The organism is Sphingopyxis sp., from assembly GCF_040216815.1.
In the GTDB taxonomy this organism is placed as follows: domain Bacteria; phylum Pseudomonadota; class Alphaproteobacteria; order Sphingomonadales; family Sphingomonadaceae; genus Sphingopyxis.
In genome coordinates this window covers 37,417-58,988 of the sequence record NZ_JAVJOJ010000010.1, presented here as the reverse complement: position 1 = coordinate 58,988, position 21,572 = coordinate 37,417, and the positions used below count along the sequence as shown (strand labels likewise).

General features: G+C 65.6%; 18 protein-coding genes. 6 read left to right on the top strand and 12 right to left on the bottom strand.

What is annotated here, in order from left to right; translation table 11 throughout:
• Nucleotides 1–61: 61 nt before the first annotated feature.
• The 4 genes from RIA72_RS15025 to RIA72_RS15010 form a co-directional block, all read right to left on the bottom strand.
• Nucleotides 62–1,528: a S41 family peptidase gene (locus tag RIA72_RS15025; RefSeq protein WP_350032881.1), complete on the bottom strand. Its 1,467-nt coding sequence runs from the start codon at nucleotides 1,526–1,528 to the stop codon at nucleotides 62–64.
• 48 nt (nucleotides 1,529–1,576) lie between these two features.
• Nucleotides 1,577–2,284, bottom strand: coding sequence for an RlmE family RNA methyltransferase (locus tag RIA72_RS15020; RefSeq protein WP_350032880.1), 708 nt, complete (start codon nucleotides 2,282–2,284; stop codon nucleotides 1,577–1,579).
• The gene (locus RIA72_RS15015; protein WP_502957970.1) at nucleotides 2,281–3,372 is read right to left on the bottom strand and encodes a Ppx/GppA phosphatase family protein; all 1,092 of its coding nucleotides are present in this window, start codon (nucleotides 3,370–3,372) and stop codon (nucleotides 2,281–2,283) included. The genes RIA72_RS15020 and RIA72_RS15015 overlap by 4 nt, the downstream gene beginning before the upstream one ends.
• A gap of 215 nt (nucleotides 3,373–3,587) precedes the next feature.
• Nucleotides 3,588–3,992 carry a glycine zipper 2TM domain-containing protein gene (locus tag RIA72_RS15010; RefSeq protein WP_350032878.1) on the bottom strand — a complete coding sequence of 135 codons (405 nt, stop codon included), beginning with the start codon at nucleotides 3,990–3,992 and terminating at the stop codon, nucleotides 3,588–3,590.
• 166 nt (nucleotides 3,993–4,158) lie between these two features.
• Between RIA72_RS15010 and RIA72_RS15005 the strand changes: the two genes are divergently transcribed.
• Nucleotides 4,159–5,160, top strand: coding sequence for an esterase-like activity of phytase family protein (locus tag RIA72_RS15005; protein ID WP_350032877.1), 1,002 nt, complete (start codon nucleotides 4,159–4,161; stop codon nucleotides 5,158–5,160).
• A gap of 38 nt (nucleotides 5,161–5,198) precedes the next feature.
• Here RIA72_RS15005 and rpmB read toward each other — a convergent pair whose 3' ends face one another.
• On the bottom strand, nucleotides 5,199–5,492 hold the full coding sequence (gene rpmB, locus RIA72_RS15000) for a 50S ribosomal protein L28 (protein ID WP_350032876.1): 294 nt from the start codon (nucleotides 5,490–5,492) through the stop codon (nucleotides 5,199–5,201).
• Between the two features lie 131 nt (nucleotides 5,493–5,623).
• Here rpmB and tadA point away from each other — a divergent pair, with 131 nt between their 5' ends.
• A complete protein-coding gene (gene tadA / locus RIA72_RS14995; RefSeq protein WP_350032875.1) occupies nucleotides 5,624–6,079 on the top strand; it encodes a tRNA adenosine(34) deaminase TadA in 456 nt (151 codons plus the stop codon).
• Between the two features lie 179 nt (nucleotides 6,080–6,258).
• On the opposite strand, the gene RIA72_RS14990 is transcribed toward tadA, so the two are convergent.
• Nucleotides 6,259–6,963, bottom strand: a complete 705-nt coding sequence (locus tag RIA72_RS14990; protein WP_350032874.1) for an NAD-dependent deacylase — start codon at nucleotides 6,961–6,963, stop codon at nucleotides 6,259–6,261.
• Nucleotides 6,964–7,089: 126 nt separating this feature from the next.
• Here RIA72_RS14990 and dapB point away from each other — a divergent pair, with 126 nt between their 5' ends.
• The 3 genes from dapB (at nucleotide 7,090) to nth (ending at nucleotide 9,766) form a co-directional block, all read left to right on the top strand.
• On the top strand, nucleotides 7,090–7,815 hold the full coding sequence (gene dapB / locus RIA72_RS14985; protein ID WP_350032873.1) for a 4-hydroxy-tetrahydrodipicolinate reductase: 726 nt from the start codon (nucleotides 7,090–7,092) through the stop codon (nucleotides 7,813–7,815).
• 96 nt (nucleotides 7,816–7,911) lie between these two features.
• Nucleotides 7,912–9,102, top strand: coding sequence for a M48 family metallopeptidase (locus RIA72_RS14980; RefSeq protein WP_350032872.1), 1,191 nt, complete (start codon nucleotides 7,912–7,914; stop codon nucleotides 9,100–9,102).
• 7 nt (nucleotides 9,103–9,109) lie between these two features.
• Nucleotides 9,110–9,766, top strand: a complete 657-nt coding sequence (gene nth / locus RIA72_RS14975; RefSeq protein WP_350032871.1) for an endonuclease III — start codon at nucleotides 9,110–9,112, stop codon at nucleotides 9,764–9,766.
• Nucleotides 9,767–9,876: 110 nt separating this feature from the next.
• Here nth and RIA72_RS14970 read toward each other — a convergent pair whose 3' ends face one another.
• The 6 genes from RIA72_RS14970 to RIA72_RS14945 form a co-directional block, all read right to left on the bottom strand.
• The gene (locus RIA72_RS14970) at nucleotides 9,877–13,311 is read right to left on the bottom strand and encodes a TonB-dependent receptor (RefSeq protein WP_350032870.1); all 3,435 of its coding nucleotides are present in this window, start codon (nucleotides 13,309–13,311) and stop codon (nucleotides 9,877–9,879) included.
• A gap of 269 nt (nucleotides 13,312–13,580) precedes the next feature.
• The gene (gene clpX, locus RIA72_RS14965; RefSeq protein ID WP_350032869.1) at nucleotides 13,581–14,849 is read right to left on the bottom strand and encodes an ATP-dependent Clp protease ATP-binding subunit ClpX; all 1,269 of its coding nucleotides are present in this window, start codon (nucleotides 14,847–14,849) and stop codon (nucleotides 13,581–13,583) included.
• Between the two features lie 180 nt (nucleotides 14,850–15,029).
• Nucleotides 15,030–15,680: an ATP-dependent Clp endopeptidase proteolytic subunit ClpP gene (gene clpP, locus RIA72_RS14960; RefSeq protein WP_350032868.1), complete on the bottom strand. Its 651-nt coding sequence runs from the start codon at nucleotides 15,678–15,680 to the stop codon at nucleotides 15,030–15,032.
• A 478-nt stretch (nucleotides 15,681–16,158) separates the two neighbouring features.
• Nucleotides 16,159–16,497, bottom strand: coding sequence for a ferredoxin FdxA (fdxA, locus tag RIA72_RS14955; protein WP_350032867.1), 339 nt, complete (start codon nucleotides 16,495–16,497; stop codon nucleotides 16,159–16,161).
• A gap of 178 nt (nucleotides 16,498–16,675) precedes the next feature.
• Nucleotides 16,676–16,969: an RNA-binding S4 domain-containing protein gene (locus tag RIA72_RS14950; protein ID WP_350032866.1), complete on the bottom strand. Its 294-nt coding sequence runs from the start codon at nucleotides 16,967–16,969 to the stop codon at nucleotides 16,676–16,678.
• Between the two features lie 7 nt (nucleotides 16,970–16,976).
• Nucleotides 16,977–19,736: a helicase-related protein gene (locus RIA72_RS14945; protein WP_350032865.1), complete on the bottom strand. Its 2,760-nt coding sequence runs from the start codon at nucleotides 19,734–19,736 to the stop codon at nucleotides 16,977–16,979.
• A gap of 241 nt (nucleotides 19,737–19,977) precedes the next feature.
• On the opposite strand from RIA72_RS14945, the gene RIA72_RS14940 reads away from it, so the two are divergent.
• Entirely contained in the window at nucleotides 19,978–21,552 is a 1,575-nt protein-coding gene (locus RIA72_RS14940) for a peptidoglycan DD-metalloendopeptidase family protein (RefSeq protein ID WP_502957969.1), read from the top strand.
• The last annotated feature ends 20 nt before the right edge of the window (nucleotides 21,553–21,572 follow it).

Here is a 21,572-nt window from a genome sequence, read left to right as displayed (position 1 = left end):
GGTGAACAATGCCTTCACCACGTTGTGCCGGGGGCGCGCCGATCGGGCGCCTTTCTTGCGGTCAGAACAGGCCGGGCAATTCGCGCTGGGCGGCGTTCGGCCGGTCGGACATCAGCATTTCGGGCGCGGCGCTCATGCTGGCACTGCGCGTTCGCGCCGCCGCGCCGACGCTCGCTTCGGCGATACGCACCGTACAGGCGTTGCCCGCGAGGAAGTCGATCGCGCGGCGTACCGATGCTTCGCGTGGGTCGCCCAGCGGGAAGGCCAGATCGTCGCCCGCGGCGCAATTGTTCGCGATCTTGGGCGCCAGCCCGTCGTAATAGTCGCTTTGCCCCGCCGAATTGCCCGTTGCAAAGGCGACGACGCGCATCCGGTCGTCGCATTCGGCGCGATCGAGCGCGATCTGGCCGACCGGCTTGCCGAAAGTATTGCTGCCCACGAGCGTCATGTTGGTGCCGAGATAGGGCAGCATCGAATTGATCACCAGCTCGCTGGCCGATGCCGTCGATCCGGTACCGATGAAGGCGATGCGCGTCGGCGCGATCGACTGACTGCCAGGCGCGAAGCGATGCTCGTCATTTTCCGCCGACTTGCTCGGTCGAAACTGGGTTTGCGAAAAAATCTGGCCGCTGCGTCCCGCGCCCATCAGGTCGCCCATCAGATTGGCGGTCGAAACGAGCCCGCCGCCATTGTAACGGAAATCGACGATGATGTCGGTGACGCCCTGCGCGCGGAAATCGGCAAAGGCGGTGCGCAGCTGGTCGTTCGCCGAGCTGATGAAGGTACGCAGGTTGAGATAGCCGTAATTGTGTCCGCCTTCGCTGATGATCTTGGCGCCATAGCGGTCGGAGATCGGGTCGAGCGCATAATCGGCCTTTGTGACGGTCACGTCGCGCGTCCCTGTGGCGTCGGTGATGCGCAGGACGCGCGTGACGCCGGGGTCGTTCGGACCCAGCGCCGCGGTGATGCCTGCCGTCCCTTCGGCGGCGACGATTGCCGAAATGCTGCGCAGATTGGCGCTCGTCGTGCCGATCGCGACGATCGCGGTGCCGCGATCGATTCCCGCAGCAAAGGCGGGGGCGCTTTCATAGGCTTCGGCGATCAGCAGGCGCTGGTTCGCGGCATCATAGGCCAGCCGCACGCCAAAGCCGGCGCTCGACCCGCTCGAGAAAAAGGCGTTCTCCTCAGCGATCGACGTGATGTAGGTAAAGAAACGGTCCTTGTTCAGCGCCCGCGCGGGCGCGACGAGCGCGTCGATATAGGTCTGGACGTCGCTGTAGCTTCCGGGATTGACCCCCGTGGCGACATCGGCCGGGAACAGATACCATTCGTCGATCACCGCCTTGGCAAAGCTCTGGCGCGAAGCGAGCGCGCAGGTCGGCGTGGGCGTCGGGGTGGGAGAAGGCGTCGGCGTAACCGTGACCGGACCACCGCTGCCGAGGCTCGAATCGCCGCCCCCGCCGCCGCACGACGCCAGCATGAGCGCCGCAAGCGTAACCGACGCGACTGGCCACCTCGACCTGTTCATTCGCATGTCTCCCCGGCTCGATCGGTCCGTTCCCCTGGTTACAGGGACTTATGGCGTATCGTTTCGTCCTTTGAAACCCTGTGCGATCACATAGAGTTCGGGCGATCCCTTGCGGCTCGCCGGCGGCTTTGCATGCTTGACCGTCGTGAAGTGGCGCTTGAGCAGGGTCAGCAGCTCGCGGTCGGCGCCGCCCGCAAAGACCTTGGCGACAAAGGCGCCGCCCGGCAGCAGATTCTGCACCGCAAAGTCGGCCGCGGTTTCGGCGAGTCCGATGGTGCGCAGGTGATCGGTCTGCGGATGGCCCACCGTGTTCGCCGCCATGTCCGAAATGACAAGGTCGGGGGCGCTGCCGAGCGCTGCGATCAACGCATCGGGTGCCGCATCGTCCATGAAGTCCATCTCGAGGATTGCGACCCCCTCGATCGGTTCGCAGTGGAGCAAGTCGATTCCCGCGACGCGCGCGCGCGGATTCGCCCCCCGCACGACCTGCGACCAGCCGCCCGGCGTGATGCCAAGGTCGACGACCGCACGCGATTTTTTTAGGAAGCCGAATTTTTCGTCGAGCTCGATCAGCTTGTAGGCGGCGCGCGAACGATAGCCTTCGGCTTGCGCGCGGCGAACATAGGGATCGTTCAATTGCCGTTGCAGCCAGCGCGTCGACGACACGCTGCGCCTTTTCGCGGTCTTGACCCGCACATGCAGACCGCCGCGGCTCCCCGGCCCTTTGGCGCCGCCCTTGCCCCCGCCGCCGCTCATTTGCGAAATTCGCGGCGGGTGACGGGAATGTCGCGGCCCTGCATCGCGAGCGTGCGCAAAATGCCTTCGCGGATGCCGCGGTCGGCGACGCCGACGCGCGCAGCGGGCCAAAGGTCGATGATGCTTTCGAGGATCGCGCAGCCCGCGACGACCAGGTCGGCGCGTTCGCGGCCGATACAGGCGATTTCGGCACGGTCGGCGATGCTCGCATCGGCGAGGCGGCGGCTGATCGCGCGCATCGCGTCGCTGGGCACGACCAGCCCGTCGACCGCGCGGCGGTCGTATCGCGGCAGGTTCAGGAACACGCTGGCAAGCGTCGTCACCGTGCCGCTGGTGCCCAAGAGGCGCAAGGGCTGGCCGGCAAAGGCGCCGACGCGGTCGGCAAAGGCGGCAAAGGCGCGGCGCGTCACGTCGCGCATATGCGCATAGGCGGCCTGGCGCCCTCTCAAACTGTCTTCGGGCAGCGGGGCGTGCTCGGTCAGCGATACGACGCCCCACGGCACGCTGACCCAATCGTGGATCTGGACGTCGTGGTCGGACACATCGACGCGCATCAGTTCGGTCGATCCGCCGCCGATGTCGAAAATCAGCGCGGGGCCGTCGCCCGGCTCCATCAGATTGTGACAGCCGAGCACGGCCAGCCGCGCTTCTTCGGCGGCCGAGATGATGTCGAGAACGATGCCCGTTTCGCGCCGCACGCGATCGGCGAGTTCGGCGCCGTTGCTCGCGCGGCGGCACGCCTCGGTCGCGACGGCGCGCGACAAGGAGACATGGCGCCGCCGCAGCTTGTCGGCGCAGATCGCCAGCGCCGCGACGGTGCGGTCCATGGCGGCGTCGCTGATCCGCCCGCTGCTGTGCAAACCTTCGCCCAGGCGGACGATGCGTGAAAAGGCGTCGATGACGACCAGTTCGCCGTCCTGCGGGCGGGCGATGAGCAACCGGCAATTGTTGGTGCCAAGGTCGATGGCGGCATAGCTGCGCGGCCGCACGATCGGGATCGGTCGCCGCTGGGCGCTCGCCTTGTTCCGTCCGTTCGCCGCCGACCCGGGCCGCGGCGGTCGCCCTGATGGCGCTGCCATTTGCCGCATGGCTAGTATAACCTGTTCTACTCACGCGCCCGCAAGACCGCGGACGTGCACTTGGCGCCAAATCTAGGCGTCCCCCCGGCCGATGGCAAGCGTCCTCCTCCCGCCGCGTCGGGACGAAAGCAAACCCCGCCCGGCGCGGCGCCGGACGGGGCAAGGAAGGAGGGGAAATTATTGGGGGTGGGGTCAGCCGCTTAATCGGCAGCCGTCATTCCCCTTTAGCGGCGGCAGCCGTCGTTGCCCTTGTCGATCGCACGGCCGGCAATCGCACCGACGGCGCCGCCGATGATGGTGCCGACGGTCTTGTCGCCGCGGCCGGCAATTTCATGGCCCGCAAGGCCGCCGGCAATCGCGCCGATGATCGTGCCGCCGGTGCCCTTGTCGCACTGGCGATAATGGCGGCGGTCGCCCCTGTAATAGCGGCGATCGCTGCGATAATCACGGCGATCGTAGCGGCGGTCGTAACGACGGTCATAGCGGCGATCGTCGCGGTCGTAGCCGCTGTAATAGCTCGAATAGCCGTCCCGGTCATAATAGCCGTTCTGTGCGGCCGCCGGAGTTGCCACGCCCAACGTCACGGTGGACATCAGGGCGGCGATCGAGAGAGTCACCATCTTTTTCATCGTTATTCTCCTTCTTTCGTCGTTTGGCCCTTGGGGGCGGTGGTCGATGAAAGGGGTTCTGCCCGATTCGCGTTGAGCAAAGGCTGAACGCGCCGGTTGGCTGGCGTTCAGCTTTGACGGTCCGAAAGGCTTTCCTTTCGCGGCCCGGCATCCTACGCCCGCGCCGATGCGCCGCCTGTTTGCCGCTTTGTTGATCTTTCTTGTCCTCGGACCGGCGCCGATACGCACCTTCCGTTATCCTACCGACAATTTCGTACAGCAGGCATCGGCGCAGCCGCTGGACGTCAGCCCCGCCACTGCGGGGGCGCTACGCTATGTGCGGGGCTGGCACCTCACCAGCCCGCACAGCCGCTTCGGCGGCTTTTCGGGGATCGCGCGAAGGGGTGTCGGCGGCATTCTGCTGATCGGCGACAATGGCTATGCAACGCGGCTCGCGATCGGGAGCGAAGGCCAACCGGAATTAATCGGTATCGCGCCGTTGCCGGTGCCCAAGGGATGGCCCGACCGCAAATCGATGGTCGATGCCGAATCGGTCGCGGTCGACGCGGATGCGGACAAAATATGGGTGGGGCTGGAGCGGACCAATCAGCTGTGGCGGTTCGACGGTGCGTTGCGCTGTCTAGAGGCGCGCTATGCGCCTGCGGCGATGCGCGATTGGCCGAAAGGGCGCGGCGCCGAAGCGATGGTGCGGCTGACCGATGGCCGTTTCGTCGTCATCGCCGAGGGTGGGCGCCGCGACGCGCGTGCGAATCGCGCGCTGCTCTTCGCGGGCGATCCCGGCGTTGAAACGCCGCCGCCGACACGCTTTTATTACGACAGCGAAGGCAAGGGGTCGGTCAGCGATGCCGCACCATTGCCCGACGGCCGTATCCTGCTGGTCCATCGCGACGTGGGATGGTTCCCCGTCTTCACCACGACGATCGCGATTGCCGACCCGGCGGACATCCGGCCGGGCACAGTGCTGCGGTCGCGAACCATCGGAGTCGTGCCGCGCGCGCTCGCCGACAATTTCGAGGGCGCGGCAATCGAGGCGGTGGACGGCCGCACCTATTTGTGGCTCGTTTCGGACGATAATTTCCAAAGCTGGCAGCGCAACCTGCTGCTTCAGTTCGAACTCGTCGACCTGCCGCCGAGGGGCGCGCCGGACAGCAAAAAGGCCGCGCGGTAAACCGGCGGCCTCCTTGTTTCAGCGATTCGCGTGGCGCGTTACGCGGCCTTTTCGGCGAGCTTCTTCGCGACTTCCTTTTTGAGCTTGCGGGCGTTCGCCGACAGCTTGTCGTCGCCCGCCTTCATCAGCCAATTGTCGAGGCCGCCATTATGTTCGACCGACCGCAGCCCGTGCGTCGACACGCGCAGCTTGACGCCCTTGCCGAGCGCATCCGACAGCAGGGTCACATTCTGCAGGTTCGGCAGGAAGGTGCGCTTGGTCTTGTTGTTGGCGTGGCTGACATTGTGGCCAACCTGGCGGCCCTTGCCGGTCAGTTCGCAAATGCGCGACATGGTCTTCTTCCTCACAAAATCTGGGCGGCGTGCCGGTTGGCGCCAAAAAGCACCGAAAGGACCGGTTGGGCCGGGAAAGGCGCGCGCTTATCGGCTTGCAGGGGATTCGTCAAGCGATTAGCGGGAAAGGCATGGCGCAATTCCCGCTTCCCGACCCGATGCGACGCGCGCTCGACCTCGCCCGTATCGCCGCCGAATGGGGCGAGGTGCCCGTCGGCGCGGTCGTCGTCAAGGATGGCGTCGTCATTGCCGAGGGGCATAATCGCCCGCGCGAATCGCACGATCCCACCGCGCACGCCGAAATCGTCGCGATGCGCATGGCCGCCGCAAAGCTCGGCAACGAACGGCTCGATGGCTGCGACCTCTATGTCACGCTCGAACCCTGCGCGATGTGCGCGGGAGCGATTGCCCATGCGCGCATCGCGCGGCTCTATTATGGTGCCGACGATCCGAAGGGCGGCGCCGTCGTCCATGGCCCGCGCCTGTTCGCGCAGCCGACGGTCCATCACCGGCCGGAGATTTACGACGGGATCGGCGCAAGCGAGGCGGCGGCGCTGCTCCGGGATTTTTTCGCGGCGCGGCGGTGAATGCGGTGAGGTCGGATTCGGGGTGGGAAGCGGACTTCTTCAATTCCGTCATCCCGGCGAAGGCCGGGATCTCGCCGGTGCGGTCAACGGTCAGGACGAGATTCCGGCCTTCGCCGGGATGACGATAGATTTGAGGGCGGCTTCCGGTCGAAATCTTCCATTTCCCCACGCACCCGTCCTCACCCGGGCACCATCTCTTCGACCCATTCGGGCACCAGCCAGGTCGCAGGGCCGTGCCGCGCCTCGTCGAACCAGTGGCTGCCCTGGCTTGGCTCCATATTGAGTTCGAGGGTGCGTGCGCCCGCCGCGCGCGCCTCGCGGACGAAGCCCGCGGCGGGATAGACGGCGCCTGAGGTCCCGATCGACACGAACAGGTCGGCGCGATTGATCGCATGATAAATTTCCTCCATCCGGTACGGCATTTCGCCGAACCAGACGACATCGGGGCGCAAATGTCCTGCGGCGCCGCACGCCGGGCAGGGCGGCCGGTCGAGCAGCGGCGCGGTCCACGCGCTGCGCGTGCCGCATCCGGTGCACCAGGCATTGAGATGCGTGCCGTGCATGTGGATCAGCCGCCGCGCGCCCGCGCGCTCGTGCAGATCGTCGACATTCTGGGTGACGATCAGCAACTCGCCCGGCCATTCAGCATCGAGCCGCGCCAGCGCGTGATGCGCCGCGTTGGGCTGTTTGGTCTGGATCGCCGCGCGCCGCATGTCGTAAAAGCGCAGCACAAGATCGGGATCGCGGGCGAACCCTTCGGGGGTCGCGACATCCTCGACGCGGTGCTGTTCCCACAGGCCGCCGGCATCGCGAAACGTGTCGATACCGCTTTCGGCCGAAACCCCGGCGCCGGTCAGGATGACGATATTCTGGATGGGACTCATTGCTCCCCTGTAACCGTTCGCATCGAGCGAAGTCGAGATGCCTATCGGTCTGGGCATGGATCGCGGGGTGGCTCGACTTCGCGCGACACGAGCGGCTAAAGGGAGTGGCAATCTAGGGGACGCAATATGACCAGCATCGGCATTATCGGCAGTCAGGGCCGGATGGGCGTCGCGCTCGCGGCGGCGATTTCCGAAGCGGGGCAGCGCAGCTGCGGCATCGACAAGGGCGGCAATGCCCTAGAGCTGGCGGAAAGCGCCGACGTGCTCGTCGACTTTTCCTCGCCCGCCGCGATCGAGGCGACGCTCGATGCCTGCGTCGCGAAGGGAAAACCCATCGTCGTTGGCACCACGGGGCTGGAGGAACGCCACCATTATCTGATCGACGACGCCGCGCGCGACATTGCGGTGCTCCAGACGGGCAACACCTCGCTCGGCGTCACCCTGCTCGCGCATCTGGTGCGCGAGGCGGCGGCGCGGCTCGACGGCGAATATGACATCGAGATCGTCGAGATGCACCACCGGAACAAGGTCGACGCGCCGAGCGGCACCGCCTTGTTGTTGGCCGAAGCCGCCGCGGCGGGACGCGGCATCGACCTGGCCACCTGCTCCGAACGCGGCCGCGACGGCCTGACCGGCGCGCGCGGGCACGGCAAGATCGGCTTTGCAAGTCTGCGCGGCGGCACTGTTGCGGGCGACCATGACGTGATCTTCGCGGGCCCCGAGGAAATGATCACCCTGTCGCACCGCGCCGAGAACCGCATGATCTTTGCGCGCGGCGCGGTGCGCGCGGCGCTCTGGCTCATCCACCAGAAGGCGGGACGCTACACGATGGCGCAGGTGCTGGGTCTCTAGGGTCCTGACTCTGGGATCGACCGCGGGTCGTACGATACCGTGCTTGCACAATCATGCTCCAGCCGTATTATGCAAATAATACAGTAGGAGGCATCTATGCAACCAATCGTTTCGCCGGCCGCCGAAGCGGCGCGCTATGTCGACAGCCTTGGGCCCGCCGCGCTTGCGAAATCGGCGTCCTATACGGCGGGGTCCGAGATTTTGATGATAGCCGGCGTACTGGTGTCGGTATTCATCGCCTGGCTGATGGTTCGCCTGCGCCTGCTCGACCGGCTGGCGGCGCGCCTCGCTAGCTGGCGTTGGGCGCTATCCACCCTTGCGATCGGCTTTTTCTTCTTTCTGGTCTCGGATGTGCTGCGCCTTCCCTGGACCGTTTTTGCCAACTGGCAGTTCGAACGATCCTTTGATCTTTCTAGCCAGCCATTTGGTGATTTTCTGGCGCAGACGGCGCTTGGCAGTGTCATTTCGGCGCTGTTCGGCGCACTTTTCATCCTCGGCATCTATGCGCTCATACGCCGTGCGGGGCGGCGCTGGTGGATGTGGGCGGGCGGGCTGACGACATTGTTCACAGCGGCGATGCTGCTGATCGTCCCGGTCGCGATCGAACCGCTGTTCAACGATTATAAGCCGGTGCCGCAGGGGGCGGTGCGCGCCGAACTCGAAAAGATCGCCGATCGCACCGGTATCCCGCACGACCGTATTTTCATGTTCGACGGGTCGCGCCAGTCGGAAATCTTCACTGCCAATGTGTCTGGGATCGGGCCCGCCGCGCGCATCGCGATTTCCGATGTCGCGCTGGGGCAGGCCTCGCTCGACGAGGTGAAGGTGGTAACGGCGCACGAGGCCGGCCATTATGTGCTGGGTCATGTCTGGCGCCATATCGTCGTGCTGCCGCTGCTCGCCTTCATCGTGCTCGCGCTGATCGACCGGCTGTTCGCGCCCGCGGCGCGGCTGCTCGGCAGCAAGGCCGAACTCCGTGATCCGGCGGGGCTCCCCGTGTTCATGGCGCTCGTCTCCTGCCTCAGCCTGCTCACCGTCCCCGCGGTCAACAGCCTGACGCGCATTGGCGAAGCGCAGGCCGATGCCTATGCGCTCGAAACCACGGGGCTTCCCGATGCGCTGGCGAGCGCCTTGCTCAAGACCGCAGAATACCGCTATCCGCGACCGCATCCGTTGCAGGAGCTGGTCTTTTACAGCCACCCCTCGGTCGAAAAGCGGATACGGGCGGCAATGGAATGGAAGGCGGCGCAGCGTGACGGACAAAAAGGCGAAGGAGACAGGCCGTAGCCGAACCATGACGCGCGCCGATATCTTCGAATTCTATCGCTGCCTGGCCGAACTCAACCCCAGCCCCGAAACCGAGCTGGACTATGGTAACGTCTATCAACTGCTGGTTGCGGTGGTGCTGTCGGCGCAGGCGACCGACGTGGGCGTGAACAAGGCGACACGGCGACTGTTTCAGGAGGTGAAGACCCCGCAGGAAATGGTTGCGCTGGGCGAGGAGGGGCTGAAGCAGCACATCAAGACCATCGGACTGTTCAATGCGAAGGCGAAGAACGTCATTGCACTCAGCGAAATCCTGATCCGCGATCACGGCGGCGAAGTGCCCGCCGACCGCGATACGCTTGTCGAACTGCCGGGGGTGGGGCGCAAGACCGCCAATGTCGTGATGAACTGCGCTTTCGGGGCGGAAACCTTTGCGGTCGACACGCATATCTTTCGCGTCGGCAACCGTACCGGACTGGCGCCGGGCAAAACGGTGCTGGCGGTCGAGAAAAAGCTGGAAAAGGACACGCCCGCACCCTTTCGCGTCGGCGCGCATCACTGGTTGATCCTTCACGGACGCTATATCTGCAAGGCGCGGACGCCCGAATGCTGGCGCTGTCCCGTCGCCGACCTTTGCCGGTACAAGCCGAAAACGCCGCCGCCGAAGGCGAAAAGAGCGGCATAGCGGACGCGAAAAAGGGCGGTGGCTTGGGCCACTGCTCGTTTGCCCCACGCGGCTCAACGAAAAAGGCGCGGGAGTTTCCTCCCGCGCCCTGTTGTCGTCCGATCGTTCGATCAGAATTCGTACGAAACGCCGATCTTCAGGCGCCACACCGACGACGAGACGTTGATCTGATTGTCATCATCGAAGGCATCGACGCCGTTGAATCCGCTGATGATATAGCGGCCCTGGCTGTCGAACCCGGCCCCGCCGAGCGTCGCAATATCCTGTAGCCCCGCGAAATTGCGGCGGCGCTGGACGTTCCAGTCCTGATCGAGGAAGTTCAGGAAATTGTCCATCGTCGCATAGAGCTTGATCTTGTCGTTGCGGCCGAACAGGCGGCCCGGCCCCGGCAGTTCCTGCGAGAAGCTGAGGTCGACATCGAAATACCAGTCGTTCGAGCAGGTGTTGCGCGGGATGGTGCGGCCGAGATACTTCTTGGCGCAACCGAGGCCGCTCGCAAAGTTCACCAGATCCTGCACCGCCGTCATGTTCGATGTGGGCGAGATATTCGGATCGTTCACCCCCGTCGGCAGATAGATCAGCGCATTCTCGAAGCCCGACGCGCTGTCGTTGAAAATGCCGCCGCCGGTCCAGGTCAGGCTGTACGGACGACCCGATCGTGCCACAAAGCTGATCGCGAAGCGGGTCGACAGATCGTCGAAGAACTCCTCGCGGAATGCGAGGCGCGACGAGATATTATGCTTGCTGTTGTAGAAACCGCGCGTCGCGCCGGGGTTCTGACGGTCGAACGCGGCGACGAGGTCGTAGTTCGAACCCGCCGTCGAGTTGTACATGCTGCGGCGATCCTGCGAGTCGGTATAGGCATAGCCGATGTTGAAATCGACATTGCCATTCTCGGTGAACAGGCCGCCCTCGAACGTCTTTGACAGGATGATCGAGGCATTGTGGCTGCGATAGCCGGCGCTGTTGGTCAGCTGCAGTTCGTCGTCACGGCTCGTCGGTGGGCTGAAGCAGCCCGGATTGACATTTTCATAGACGGGGCCCGGGTTCAGCCCGACCAGAACAGCGTCGCAGCCCGCCGCGTTGGGATCGATCGCACGATAGATCGGACGGCCATCGACAGTAAAACCGTTGATGCCGAGCGCCGGGTTCACCGTCTGCGACAGATCGACCAGTGTGAACGGGTTGCGATACTTGCTGTAGATATAGTCGAGGTTGAGGTTCCAGCCGCTGAAGAAGCCCGACGGTGCGAAGTTCAGCTCCGACGTGAAGCCGATATTGGCGCGCAGCACCGACGGCATCTTGATGTTGGGGCTGATCGATTGCGTGTCGCCGCGACCCGCTGCGGCGTTGGCCGACGCCGATTGCTGGAAACAACTCGGGACGCCGGTAAACTGGCCACCGGTGACGACGTCGATCGGGCCTGGACCGCAGGCCGCGTCGGTCGTGGTTCCGGTCGCGAAGCCGCGGCCGTCGTTCTGGAAGGCATTGCCGAACCAGACGAGCGGATCGCCGCCCGAGAAGATGCCGACGCCCGCGGTGAGCTTCGCGCGGCTGAACACGGCAAAATCGTCCATATCATAAGTCAGCGCCAGGCGCGGCATGACGATCGGGTCGAGGTTGCTGAAGCCCGTCGTGTTGGGGAAGCCATAACGCTGCAGGAACAGCGGGTTGAGGTTCGGCTGTCCGCCCGAATACCAGTCGGCGCGAACACCGATTACGGCGTTCAGTCGGTCGGTGACTTCCCAATCGTCCTGCGCAAAGATCGACCAGGCCGTGCGCTTGAACTGTGCCGCGGCGTCAGTGACGACGCCCGTTGCGGTGAAATTGCCTTCGGCACCGACGGCTTGACCAAGCCTGATCTGCTCCGCCGTCGGATTGGTGCGTGTGCCGTTCGAGAGCAATCCTTCGCGCAGGGCAGCGATATTCTGGAAATAGAGCGTGCCGGTCGCGTTCTGGACGAACAGGTTGAACAGGTCGGCGCGGTTCATTTCGAACCCGACCTTGAGCTGGTGGGCGCCCTTGTCGAGCTTGGCCACCGCGCGGACGGCATCGACCTGCGTGCGCAGATCATTCGCCGAGCGCGAGAAGCCGGGGCCGGCCAGGATCTGCCCGAACCGCGTGCCGTCTTCGCTTGCCACGCCGACGATGATGCGCGGGATCGGGTTGTCGGTCTGCGCTTCGCCGCCGCCGATCGGATCTTGGCGATCGGTGATCTTCGAGCGCGAATAGCGCAGTTCGGTCGAAAATTCGTCCGACCACTGCGAATAGAGGCGGCCCGAATAATAGTCCGACTTGGTGCCGCTGGTGTAGAAGGTGTTGAGACCCGTCACGCGCGGGTTGGTCGACGAACTGCTGAAATCGTCGGCGCGGGTCGAGCCTTCCTCGAGCCGCTGATAGGTGAGTTCGAGGCGGTGGTCGTCGTTCACCTGCCAGTCGAGGCGAGCGAAATAGCGATCATTTTCGAACGGACGGCTGCGCACGAGCGGACCCGTTTCGATGCCATATACGCTGCTCAGCACTTCGGACACTTCGTTGAACGCGGCGACCGGCACGCCGGCAATTTCGTTCGCATAGCCTGCGCCCGCCGGGCCGTCGTCCTGCGACTGCCCCGCTTCCTGATGTTCATATGCGCCGAAGAAGAAGAGGCGGTCCTTGATGATCGGGCCGCCGAGCCACGCGCCCCAGCGCTTTTCCGCCTCGACCGGCGCGACCGGCTGTCCGGCGACGCTGTCGCCGCGCAGGCCGTTGTCCGAATATTCGAAGAAGCCCCCGAACTGATAGTCGTTGGTCCCCGACTTGGTCACGACGTTGATCGCGCAGCCCGTGAACGAACCGTAATCGACGTCGAAGGGGGCGAACTGAACCTGCGTTTCGCGAACCGCGTCATAGGGGATCGGTGTCGAGCTGCGCGACGAGAAGCCAGTGTCGTTGAGGCCGTAAATATCGCCCTGACTGATACCGTCGACGGTGAAGGCGTTGCCGCGGTCGTTGCCGCCAAGGCACGAGATGCGGTCCTGGCCCGAACCGCCGTCGTCGCGGTCGAGGCTGACGCGCGGGTCGAGGCGGATGATGTCGCGGACGTCGCGGTTGAACGAGGGGGCGCTGGCAAGGACTTCGGTGGTGAAGCTGGTGCCGGGGCCGACCTCGAGCTGCGTCACGCGGACGCGGCTGCCGGTAACGACGATTTCGCCGCCGCCCGAGGTCAGCGCGAAGGTGAGGTCGGTGCTGCCTTGCAGCGTGGTGTAGACATTCTGAAGCGACTGGCCCTCATAGCTGTCGGCGTTGACACTGACGGTGTAGGGACCGCCGGTGGTCAGGCCGGTCGTCGAGAAGCGGCCATCGGGCCCGGTCGTGATCGTCCGCGACGCGCCGGTGCGCGTGTCGGTGATGATCACCGTCGCGCCGCCGATCGAGGCGCCGCTGTCGTCGTTCACCTGGCCCTGGATGCCGGTGGTGATCTGCTGCGCCGCCGCCGGCGCGGCAACGACGGTTGCGACGCTGATAGCCATCAGGCTAGCGGCGATCGAATAACGAAGTTTCATATCAGGATGTCCCCTATTGGTGCGATCGGCAGGCGCGACAAGGGGCGCGCCAAATCCTGCGAGCGCCCCTGAAGCCCGCATGTGGCACGATTGTGACAGCAATTGTGACAGTGCAAGCCGCGCGCGGCCGATCGTTGCCGCCGAAACGAAAAAAGCGCGAATTTGCGTCGCGCCGCGCGAGTTATTCACAAGCGCGGCTGCGTTTTTCCTTCACGGTGTTGCTGCAATGCAACATCGCGGCCGCGCGCCGCACCGGCGCGCGCAGCGACTCAGGCGGCGTCGCCGGCTTCCTTCGCCTTGTCGGCGTAAACGCGCACGGGATCCTTGCGGCCTTCGACGACATCCTTGTCGACGACAATTTCGACCACATCGGTGAGGTCGGGCAGGTCGAACATCGTGTCGAGCAGGATCGCCTCGACGATCGAGCGGAGGCCGCGGGCACCCGTCTTGCGTTCGATCGCCTTTTTCGCAACCGCGACGAGCGCGTCGTCGGTGAAGGTCAGCGCGACCTCCTCCAGGTCGAACAGCTTCTTATACTGTTTGACCAGCGCGTTCTTGGGTTCGCCGAGGATTTTGACGAGCGCGTCGACGTCGAGGTCCTCGAGCGTCGCGATGACGGGCAGGCGGCCGACAAATTCGGGGATCAGCCCGAATTTCAGCAGATCTTCGGGTTCGATCTGCTTCAGCACCTCGCCCGCCCGGCGTTCGTCGGGGCCGGCGACATGCGCTCCGAAACCGATCGACTTGCCCTGCAGGCGGTCGCCGATGATCTTTTCGAGGCCGGCGAAGGCGCCGCCCGCGATGAAGAGGATGTTCGTCGTATCGACCTGAAGGAACTCCTGCTGCGGATGCTTGCGCCCGCCCTGCGGCGGCACGCTTGCGGTCGTGCCTTCCATCAGCTTCAGGAGCGCCTGCTGCACGCCTTCGCCCGACACATCGCGGGTGATCGAGGGATTCTCCGCCTTGCGGCTGATCTTGTCGATTTCGTCGATATAGACGATGCCGCGCTGCGCCTTTTCGACATTATAGTCGGATGATTGCAGCAGCTTGAGGATGATATTCTCGACATCCTCGCCGACATAGCCCGCCTCGGTCAGCGTGGTCGCATCGGCCATGGTGAAGGGCACGTCGAGGAAGCGCGCGAGCGTCTGCGCGAGCAGGGTCTTGCCGCTGCCGGTCGGGCCGACGAGCAGGATGTTCGACTTGGCGAGTTCGACATCCTCGCCGCGGCCCGAATTGGCGAGTCGCTTGTAGTGATTATGGACCGCGACCGACAGGACGCGCTTGGCCTTGTTCTGGCCGATCACATAGGCGTCGAGATGCTGGCAGATTTCGAGTGGCGTCGGGACCGCGCCGTCCTTGCGCGCGGCGACCCCGCCCTTGATCTCTTCGCGGATGATGTCGTTGCACAGCTCGACGCATTCGTCGCAGATGAACACGGTCGGTCCGGCAATCAGCTTGCGGACTTCGTGCTGCGACTTGCCGCAGAAGGAGCAGTAAAGAGTGCTCTTGCTGTCCGAGCCGCTCAATTTCGTCATATTCAGTCCTCTGGCGGGGCCGAAAGCGGCGCCGCCATCCTTATCCTAGCCCCCGGCCACCCAATTACAATATGGCAATTGGGTGACATGGCTTCAATGTCCCACCTGGCGCCAGCGCGCCAAGGGGACGTCAACAAATGCGGTTAAGCGCGTGCCCGAACCGACCGCAACCCGATCGGCTCAGGGCGTCGGACCTTCGCTGACGTCCTTTGGCGCATCGTCGCCGGGCAGGCCGGGGCGACGGTCGTAGACATGATCGACGATGCCGAACTCCTTGGCCTCGTCGGCTTCGAGGAAGGTGTCGCGGTCCATCGCCTTTTCGATCTCTTTCAGCGACTTGCCGGTATATTTGACATAAAGATCGTTCATCCGCTTGCGGATGCGCAGGATTTCCTTTGCCTGGATCTCGATGTCCGACGCCATGCCGCGCGCGCCGCCCGACGGCTGGTGAACCATCACGCGGGCGTTGGTCAGCGCGACGCGCATCCCCGGCTCGCCCGCGGCGAGCAGGAAACTGCCCATCGAGGCCGCCTGGCCGATGCAGACAGTGCCGACGCGCGGGCGGATATATTGCATCGTGTCGTGGATCGCCATGCCCGCCGTGACGACGCCGCCCGGCGAGTTGATGTACATATAGATGTCCTTCTTCGGGTTCTCCGATTCGAGGAAGAGCAGCTGGGCGACGATCAGCGAGGCCATATTGTCCTCGACCTCACCCGTCACAAAGACGATGCGTTCGCGCAGCAGGCGCGAAAAAATGTCGAAGCTGCGTTCGCCGCGGCTCGTTTGTTCGACGACGACGGGAACAAGGGCGGCAAGCGGATCGATCATCGGGAATTGTCCTTATGGTTTCCGGGGCGCCCCGCCGAGGACCGGCGGGCTGGGTGTCCGACGCCCTACATCGTCGCCGCGCGCGATGGATTCAAGGGGCAAATCATCGCGCGGCCATTTCCAAAGGTCAGGGAAGTTCAGCCTCACGGCCAGCCGGTTCGAACGTGCCTAGTCGGCGAACGCGTGCGACCGGATCGCCTGTCATGGGCGGAGCTGTCGAAGGCTGGCATAGCCTAATAATGTAGGAAAGGCTTATTGGGAGGCGGCTGTTTTCGGGGTGGGGAGCGGCCATCTTCAGGTCCGTCATCCCGGCGAAGGCCGGGATCTCGCCGGTGCGCTATGATGCGAGGTCGTCATCCCGGCCTGCGCCGGGATGACGATGAAGGGAAGGTCGTCTTCCGGTCGGAAAGAGATATGAGGCCGCCAAAACAAAAGGGCGGGAACGACCCGCCCTTTCCGCTTTGTCGCCGGTCGGCGATCAGTCGCCTTCGCCGGGTTCCGGCGAGAAGAATTTGTCGAATTTATCCTCGACGCCCTTATACTCGTCCGCGTCGGCGGGGCTGTCCTTCTTCACCGTGATGTTCGGCCATTCGGCGCTGAACTTGCTGTTGACCTCCAGCCATTTTTCGAGCCCGCTTTCGGTGTCGGGCAGAATCGCCTCCGCCGGGCATTCGGGTTCGCACACGCCGCAGTCGATGCACTCGTTCGGATTGATGACGAGCATATTCTCGCCCTCATAGAAACAATCGACCGGACAAACCTCGACGCAATCCATGTATTTGCAGCGGATACACGCGTCGGTCACCACATAGGTCATGGGTATTTGCTCCCTTGGTCGGCGGCACGCTTGCCGTCCTGACGATGATCGTTCCTGCCTCTAGGCCGGGCGAATGTTACGCGTCAACGCAAAGCAACAGTTGCGAATCACTCTCACTCGTTACGCGAAAGACGGGGTTTCGGGGCGACAGCTTTTTCTCGCCCGCCGATAGTTCAGCTCAAGGGGGAGGCGCCCCCGAATCGAGCCGGACGTAGCAGGCTTGCGCCTCCGCCGCGGGTCCGCGCCGCAGCGGCAGCGCGAGCAGGCGGATCACCTCGATCCGTTCGCCGACGGGCAGCACAAGCGTCGCCCCCGCGTGCACGGCGCACGACGACCGCGTGATGCGCCGTCCGTCGAGCCGGATATGCCCCGCGGCGACCATCGCCTGCGCGATGCTGCGCGAGCGGGCGAAACGCAGGAACCAGAGCAGCTTGTCGAGCCGGATACTTCCCGCCGCACCTGGACTTGCCATGCGCAGGTCAGTCCTTGCGCGCGTCGGCGAGCATCGCGGCGAGACCGGCAAAGGGGCTGTGGGGCGATGGCCCGCGCCGCCCGGATTGGCGGGGCCGCGGCGTGTGCGGCGTATCGGTGCGGGGCTTTTCGACGTTGCGGCGCTTCGCCTTGCCCTGTTCGGAAGCGGGGCGCCGCATTTCGCCATTGACCGCGGCGCGCGCGGCTTCGGCGCCTTTGCGCGGCTTTTTGCGCCGCGGGCGCTTGTGGGCGGCCTTTCGCAGACCCGACCAGCGCCAGCGCTCCATCTTCGGGTCCCCGACAGCGCGAAAACCGAAGCTGCCGAGCAGCGCGCGGCGCGTTTCCTCGTCGAGTCCCAGCGACGTTGCCAGCGCGGGGTCGATCACGAACCCCGGCGGAAGCGGATGGGGCGCCTCGTCGCCTGCCTCGTCATGCTGATGCTCGTCGCCGCCCGCAACCGGCGAGGTCGGCGGCGCCGCCGCCTGCATTCGCGCGGCGTGCGCCTGCCGCGCGAGTTTTTCGGCCATGTCGATGCGCAGCCAGCCGCCCGCGCAGCGGCGGAAACCGGCGATCGCCAGGCCGGCCTGGCTGCCGCTTTTTTGCAGCACCGCCCCCTGCGGCGGCAGCGCGGGTATGGGCGAGCCCTGCTGTGCCGCGGTCAGCGCCGCGCGCCAGCGTACGGCTTCGGGTTTCAACAGCAGCGGATGAAAAATGTCGAGCGAGCCGATGGTGAGGCCGAGCTTGCGAAGTTGCGGACGTTCTTCGGCGGTCAGCGCGTCGAGCTGGTCCTCGACCGCGGCGCGGCCGATCGTCCCGCTGTTGTCGGTGAGCGCGGCCAGCAAGGCGCGAACCCGCGGCGGCGTGAACAGGTCGCCCGCGGCCTCGCCCATCGCCGCGAGTGGCGCGGCGTGGCGCGCGAGCTGGGTCGCGACGAAGCGCAGAAGCCGGTCCGTAATCGCCTGAACCTGCTGGGGCTCCAGCCGCCGGAGCGACGGGTCGATCTGGATCGCGGGCTGGACCAGCGTGGGCCCGCGGGCGAGCGTCGCGACGATATGGCCGTGCCACGCGAGGCGCGGCATGGTTCCCGGTTCGGCGATCAGCGACAGGGCCTTGTCCTCGCCTTCGGCAAGCGATGTCGCGCGGCGCGCCAGTTCGGCGCGCAGATGTTTTTCGGCAGCGGCAAGCAGCATCCGGTGATCGCTGGCCCTCGCCACCGGGTCCACCTTGAACTGAAAGCCGTTCAGCGTGCCGATGGGCTCGCCATCGACGGCGACGGTGCCATCGGCGCCGACTGCCACGGGCAGGCGGTTGCCGCGCTGTCCCGCATCGCGCAGGAGGAGCGCGAGGCGCCGGTCGACAAAGCGCTGCGCGAGCGCGGCGTGCAGCGCGTCGGAAAGGCGCGATTCGAGCGCCTGCGTCTGCTCGGCCCAGCCCGCGCCGCCGTCGATCCAGTCGCCGCGCTGGGCGATGAAGCAGAGCGTGCGAACCGCGGCGATCCGGCTCGCCAGCTGGTCGATGTCGCCCTCGACATCGTCGAGCCGGGCGAGCCGCCGCGCGAACCAATCGGAATCGACGCTGCCGTCGCCGCTCGTGCGCCATTGCCACAGCTTGAACACGGTCCGGCTGTGATGTTCGGCGCCCAGCTGTTCGAAATCGGGCAGGCCGCACACGTCCCACAGGCGCTGGACGGCGTCGAAATCGCTGCCGCGCGCGCGGACCTCCATATCTCCGGCAAGATATTTGAGCACGGCAATGTCGACCGCCTCGGGCGCGGGGCGCAGCCCCGGCTGCGTCGGCGGCTGCGCGAGGTCGGACAGAAGCTGGTCGAGCGATCCGAAGCGCGGGTTGGGTTCGCGCCAGAACAGACTGGGCACCGGCGGGAAGTGATGCCCTTCGATCGCGCTGACTTCCTCGGGCGTGAAACCGCCTTGCGGCAGGCCGACGGTGCCGAAACTGCCGTCCTGCTGATGGCGCCCGGCGCGGCCGGCGATCTGCGCCATTTCGGCGATCGTCAGGCGGCGGAGCCGGCGGCCGTCGAACTTCTGCAGGCTCGCAAAGGCGACATGGCTGACGTCGAGGTTGAGCCCCATGCCGATCGCATCGGTCGCGACGAGATAGTCGACCTCGCCCGCCTCGAACATCGCGACCTGCGCGTTGCGCGTCTTGGGGCTGAGCGCGCCCATGACGACCGCGGCGCCGCCCGAAAAGCGGCGCAGCATCTCGGCAATCGCATAGACTTCTTCAGCCGAAAAGGCGACGATCGCCGATCGTTTGGGCAGGCGCGACAGCTTGGACGATCCGGCATAGCTCAAGGTCGAAAAGCGCGGCCGCGTGATGATTTCGGCGTCGGGTACAAGTGCGCCGACCAGCGCGCGGATGCTCGCGGACCCCAGGATCATCGTCTCTTCGCGCCCGCGTGCCCGCAGCAGCCGATCGGTGAAGACATGGCCGCGTTCGGGGTCGGCGCCGAGTTGCGCTTCGTCGATGCCGACGAAGGCCACGTCGCGCGTCACCGGCAGCGCCTCCATCGTGCCGAGCAGATAGCGTGCGCCGGGGGGCATGATCCGTTCCTCGCCCGTGACCAACGCGACCTCTGCGGGCCCTTTGATGGCGACGACGCGATCATACACCTCGCGCGCGAGCAGGCGCAGCGGAAAGCCGATCATGCCGCTGGCATGGGCGGTCAGGCGCTCGACCGCCAAATGGGTTTTGCCGGTGTTGGTGGGGCCAAGGACAGCCTTGACCGGCTGGGAGAAGGAGGGTGTCATTTTCTTGCGCCCAAGCTGGCACGCGCGCGCGCAGGGCGCAACACTCGATCGTCGAACGGCCGGGCGAAGGCCGATTTTTCCCGCGCGGCGGCATCATGTCGCGGCCGCGCCACGGCTGGCCGCACGCGGCGCGCGCAAATCCGCCATTAAATTGACTTTAACGGTCTTTCTTTACAGAGTGCGGCGTAGAATATCAGTCGGCGGCCGGGGTGTGATCTTGCCGCCGGGCGGGGGTTGCATTTTGTTCCAGCGTCACGAACCCATCGCGGGGATGTCCGGCAATGCGGCCGCTCTCACCATGTCGCAAGCGGTCCCGCTGCCGCGGGCGGGTGCCGATTCGGTCGCCCGGCCCGATTGGCGCGACCGGCTGGCCGGGCTCGATCTGGTCCCCGACCTCGGCGCCAATATCGGATCGGGCGAATGGTGGCGCGGCCTGGCAACGCTCACCCTGCTTTGCGGCAGTGCGATCGCAACCTTTCCGGGGGTCCGGCCGCTGACCGTCACCACGCCGACGGCGCTCGACGCCGCCGATTTCAACGAAGCGCGCGGCCAGATGATCGTGCCGCTGGCCCTTGGCGGCGATAGCGGGCGGCACATGGCGGCGACCGATGCCGTCCGCCCGCTCGCGCAGACCCCCGAACGACCGCAGATCGAACTCACCGCCACCCTGGGGCGCGGCGACAGTTTCGCGCGGCTGCTCGAACGCTCGGGGGTCGGAAAGGTCGAGGCGCAGGCGATCGCCGAGAAGGTGTCGGGAGCGGTGCCGCTTGCCGACATTGCGCCGGGAACGCGCGTCGACCTCATCCTCGGCCGCCGCGCCGCGCGGACCATGCCGCGGCCGGTCGATGCGCTGGCGATGCGTGCGCGCTTCGACCTTCGCATCGAGATGGAGCGCATCGGGGGGCAGCTCGTGCTGCGCCGCATTCCGATCGCGGTCGATGCCACGCCGCTCCGCATTCGCGGACGGGTGGGCGACAGCCTCTATCGTTCGGCGCGCGCCGCGGGCGCGCCACCGCAGGCGATCCAATCCTATCTGCGCGTCATCGGACAGCAGATTTCGGTGGGCAGCGGCGTGCGGGCAAACGACGAATATGACATCATCGTCGAGCATCGCCGCGCCGAAACGGGCGAAAGCGAGACGGGCAAGCTGCTCTATGCCGGCCTCGTCCGCGGCGGCAAACCCCGGCTGTCGATGCTCGAATGGAATGTCGGCGGCCGTGCCCAATGGTTCGAGGCGTCGGGTGTCGGGCAGCAGCGCGGCGGCATGGCGCGGCCCGCAAACGGCCGCATCACCTCGACCTTCGGAATGCGGCGGCATCCGATTCTCGGCTATAAACGGATGCACAGCGGCATCGATTTCGGCGGCGGGTACGGCGCGCCCATCTTTGCTGTGACCGACGGTGTCGTGACGATGGCGGGGCGCAACGGCGGCTATGGCAATTATGTCCGGCTGAACCACGGCAATGGCCTCGGTTCCGGCTATGGTCATATGAGCCGGATCGCCGTGCGTTCGGGCCAGCGCGTTAGCCGCGGGCAGGTGATCGGCTATATCGGTTCGACCGGCCTGTCGACCGGACCCCATCTTCATTATGAACTGTATCGCAACGGGCGCGCGGTCAATCCATCGTCGGTGACGTTCGTTACCCGCGCGCTTCTCGAAGGGAAAGAGCTCGCCGCCTTCCGCGCCCGGATCCGCGAACTCACCGCGATCGCGCCCGGTGTGGCGCTCGCCCCGGTCGCGCCCAAACAGATCGAGGGGCCCAAACTCGGAAGCCTCGCGGACGTGGCATCGAAGCGGGCGGGCGCGGGACTCTGATCGCGTCCGGCGGCGGCAAT

Bases quoted from the DNA above. Each gene is read 5' to 3' on its own strand.
- RIA72_RS15025 (WP_350032881.1), bottom strand. From the start codon at position 1,528: ATGAACAGGTCGAGGTGGCCAGTCGCGTCGGTTACGCTTGCGGCGCTC.
- RIA72_RS15020 (WP_350032880.1), bottom strand. From the start codon at position 2,284: ATGAGCGGCGGCGGGGGCAAGGGCGGCGCCAAAGGGCCGGGGAGCCGC.
- RIA72_RS15015 (WP_502957970.1), bottom strand. From the start codon at position 3,372: ATGCGGCAAATGGCAGCGCCATCAGGGCGACCGCCGCGGCCCGGGTCG.
- RIA72_RS15010 (WP_350032878.1), bottom strand. From the start codon at position 3,992: ATGAAAAAGATGGTGACTCTCTCGATCGCCGCCCTGATGTCCACCGTG.
- RIA72_RS15005 (WP_350032877.1), top strand. From the start codon at position 4,159: ATGCGCCGCCTGTTTGCCGCTTTGTTGATCTTTCTTGTCCTCGGACCG.
- rpmB (WP_350032876.1), bottom strand. From the start codon at position 5,492: ATGTCGCGCATTTGCGAACTGACCGGCAAGGGCCGCCAGGTTGGCCAC.
- tadA (WP_350032875.1), top strand. From the start codon at position 5,624: ATGGCGCAATTCCCGCTTCCCGACCCGATGCGACGCGCGCTCGACCTC.
- RIA72_RS14990 (WP_350032874.1), bottom strand. From the start codon at position 6,963: ATGAGTCCCATCCAGAATATCGTCATCCTGACCGGCGCCGGGGTTTCG.
- dapB (WP_350032873.1), top strand. From the start codon at position 7,090: ATGACCAGCATCGGCATTATCGGCAGTCAGGGCCGGATGGGCGTCGCG.
- RIA72_RS14980 (WP_350032872.1), top strand. From the start codon at position 7,912: ATGCAACCAATCGTTTCGCCGGCCGCCGAAGCGGCGCGCTATGTCGAC.
- nth (WP_350032871.1), top strand. From the start codon at position 9,110: ATGACGCGCGCCGATATCTTCGAATTCTATCGCTGCCTGGCCGAACTC.
- RIA72_RS14970 (WP_350032870.1), bottom strand. From the start codon at position 13,311: ATGAAACTTCGTTATTCGATCGCCGCTAGCCTGATGGCTATCAGCGTC.
- clpX (WP_350032869.1), bottom strand. From the start codon at position 14,849: ATGACGAAATTGAGCGGCTCGGACAGCAAGAGCACTCTTTACTGCTCC.
- clpP (WP_350032868.1), bottom strand. From the start codon at position 15,680: ATGATCGATCCGCTTGCCGCCCTTGTTCCCGTCGTCGTCGAACAAACG.
- fdxA (WP_350032867.1), bottom strand. From the start codon at position 16,497: ATGACCTATGTGGTGACCGACGCGTGTATCCGCTGCAAATACATGGAT.
- RIA72_RS14950 (WP_350032866.1), bottom strand. From the start codon at position 16,969: ATGGCAAGTCCAGGTGCGGCGGGAAGTATCCGGCTCGACAAGCTGCTC.
- RIA72_RS14945 (WP_350032865.1), bottom strand. From the start codon at position 19,736: ATGACACCCTCCTTCTCCCAGCCGGTCAAGGCTGTCCTTGGCCCCACC.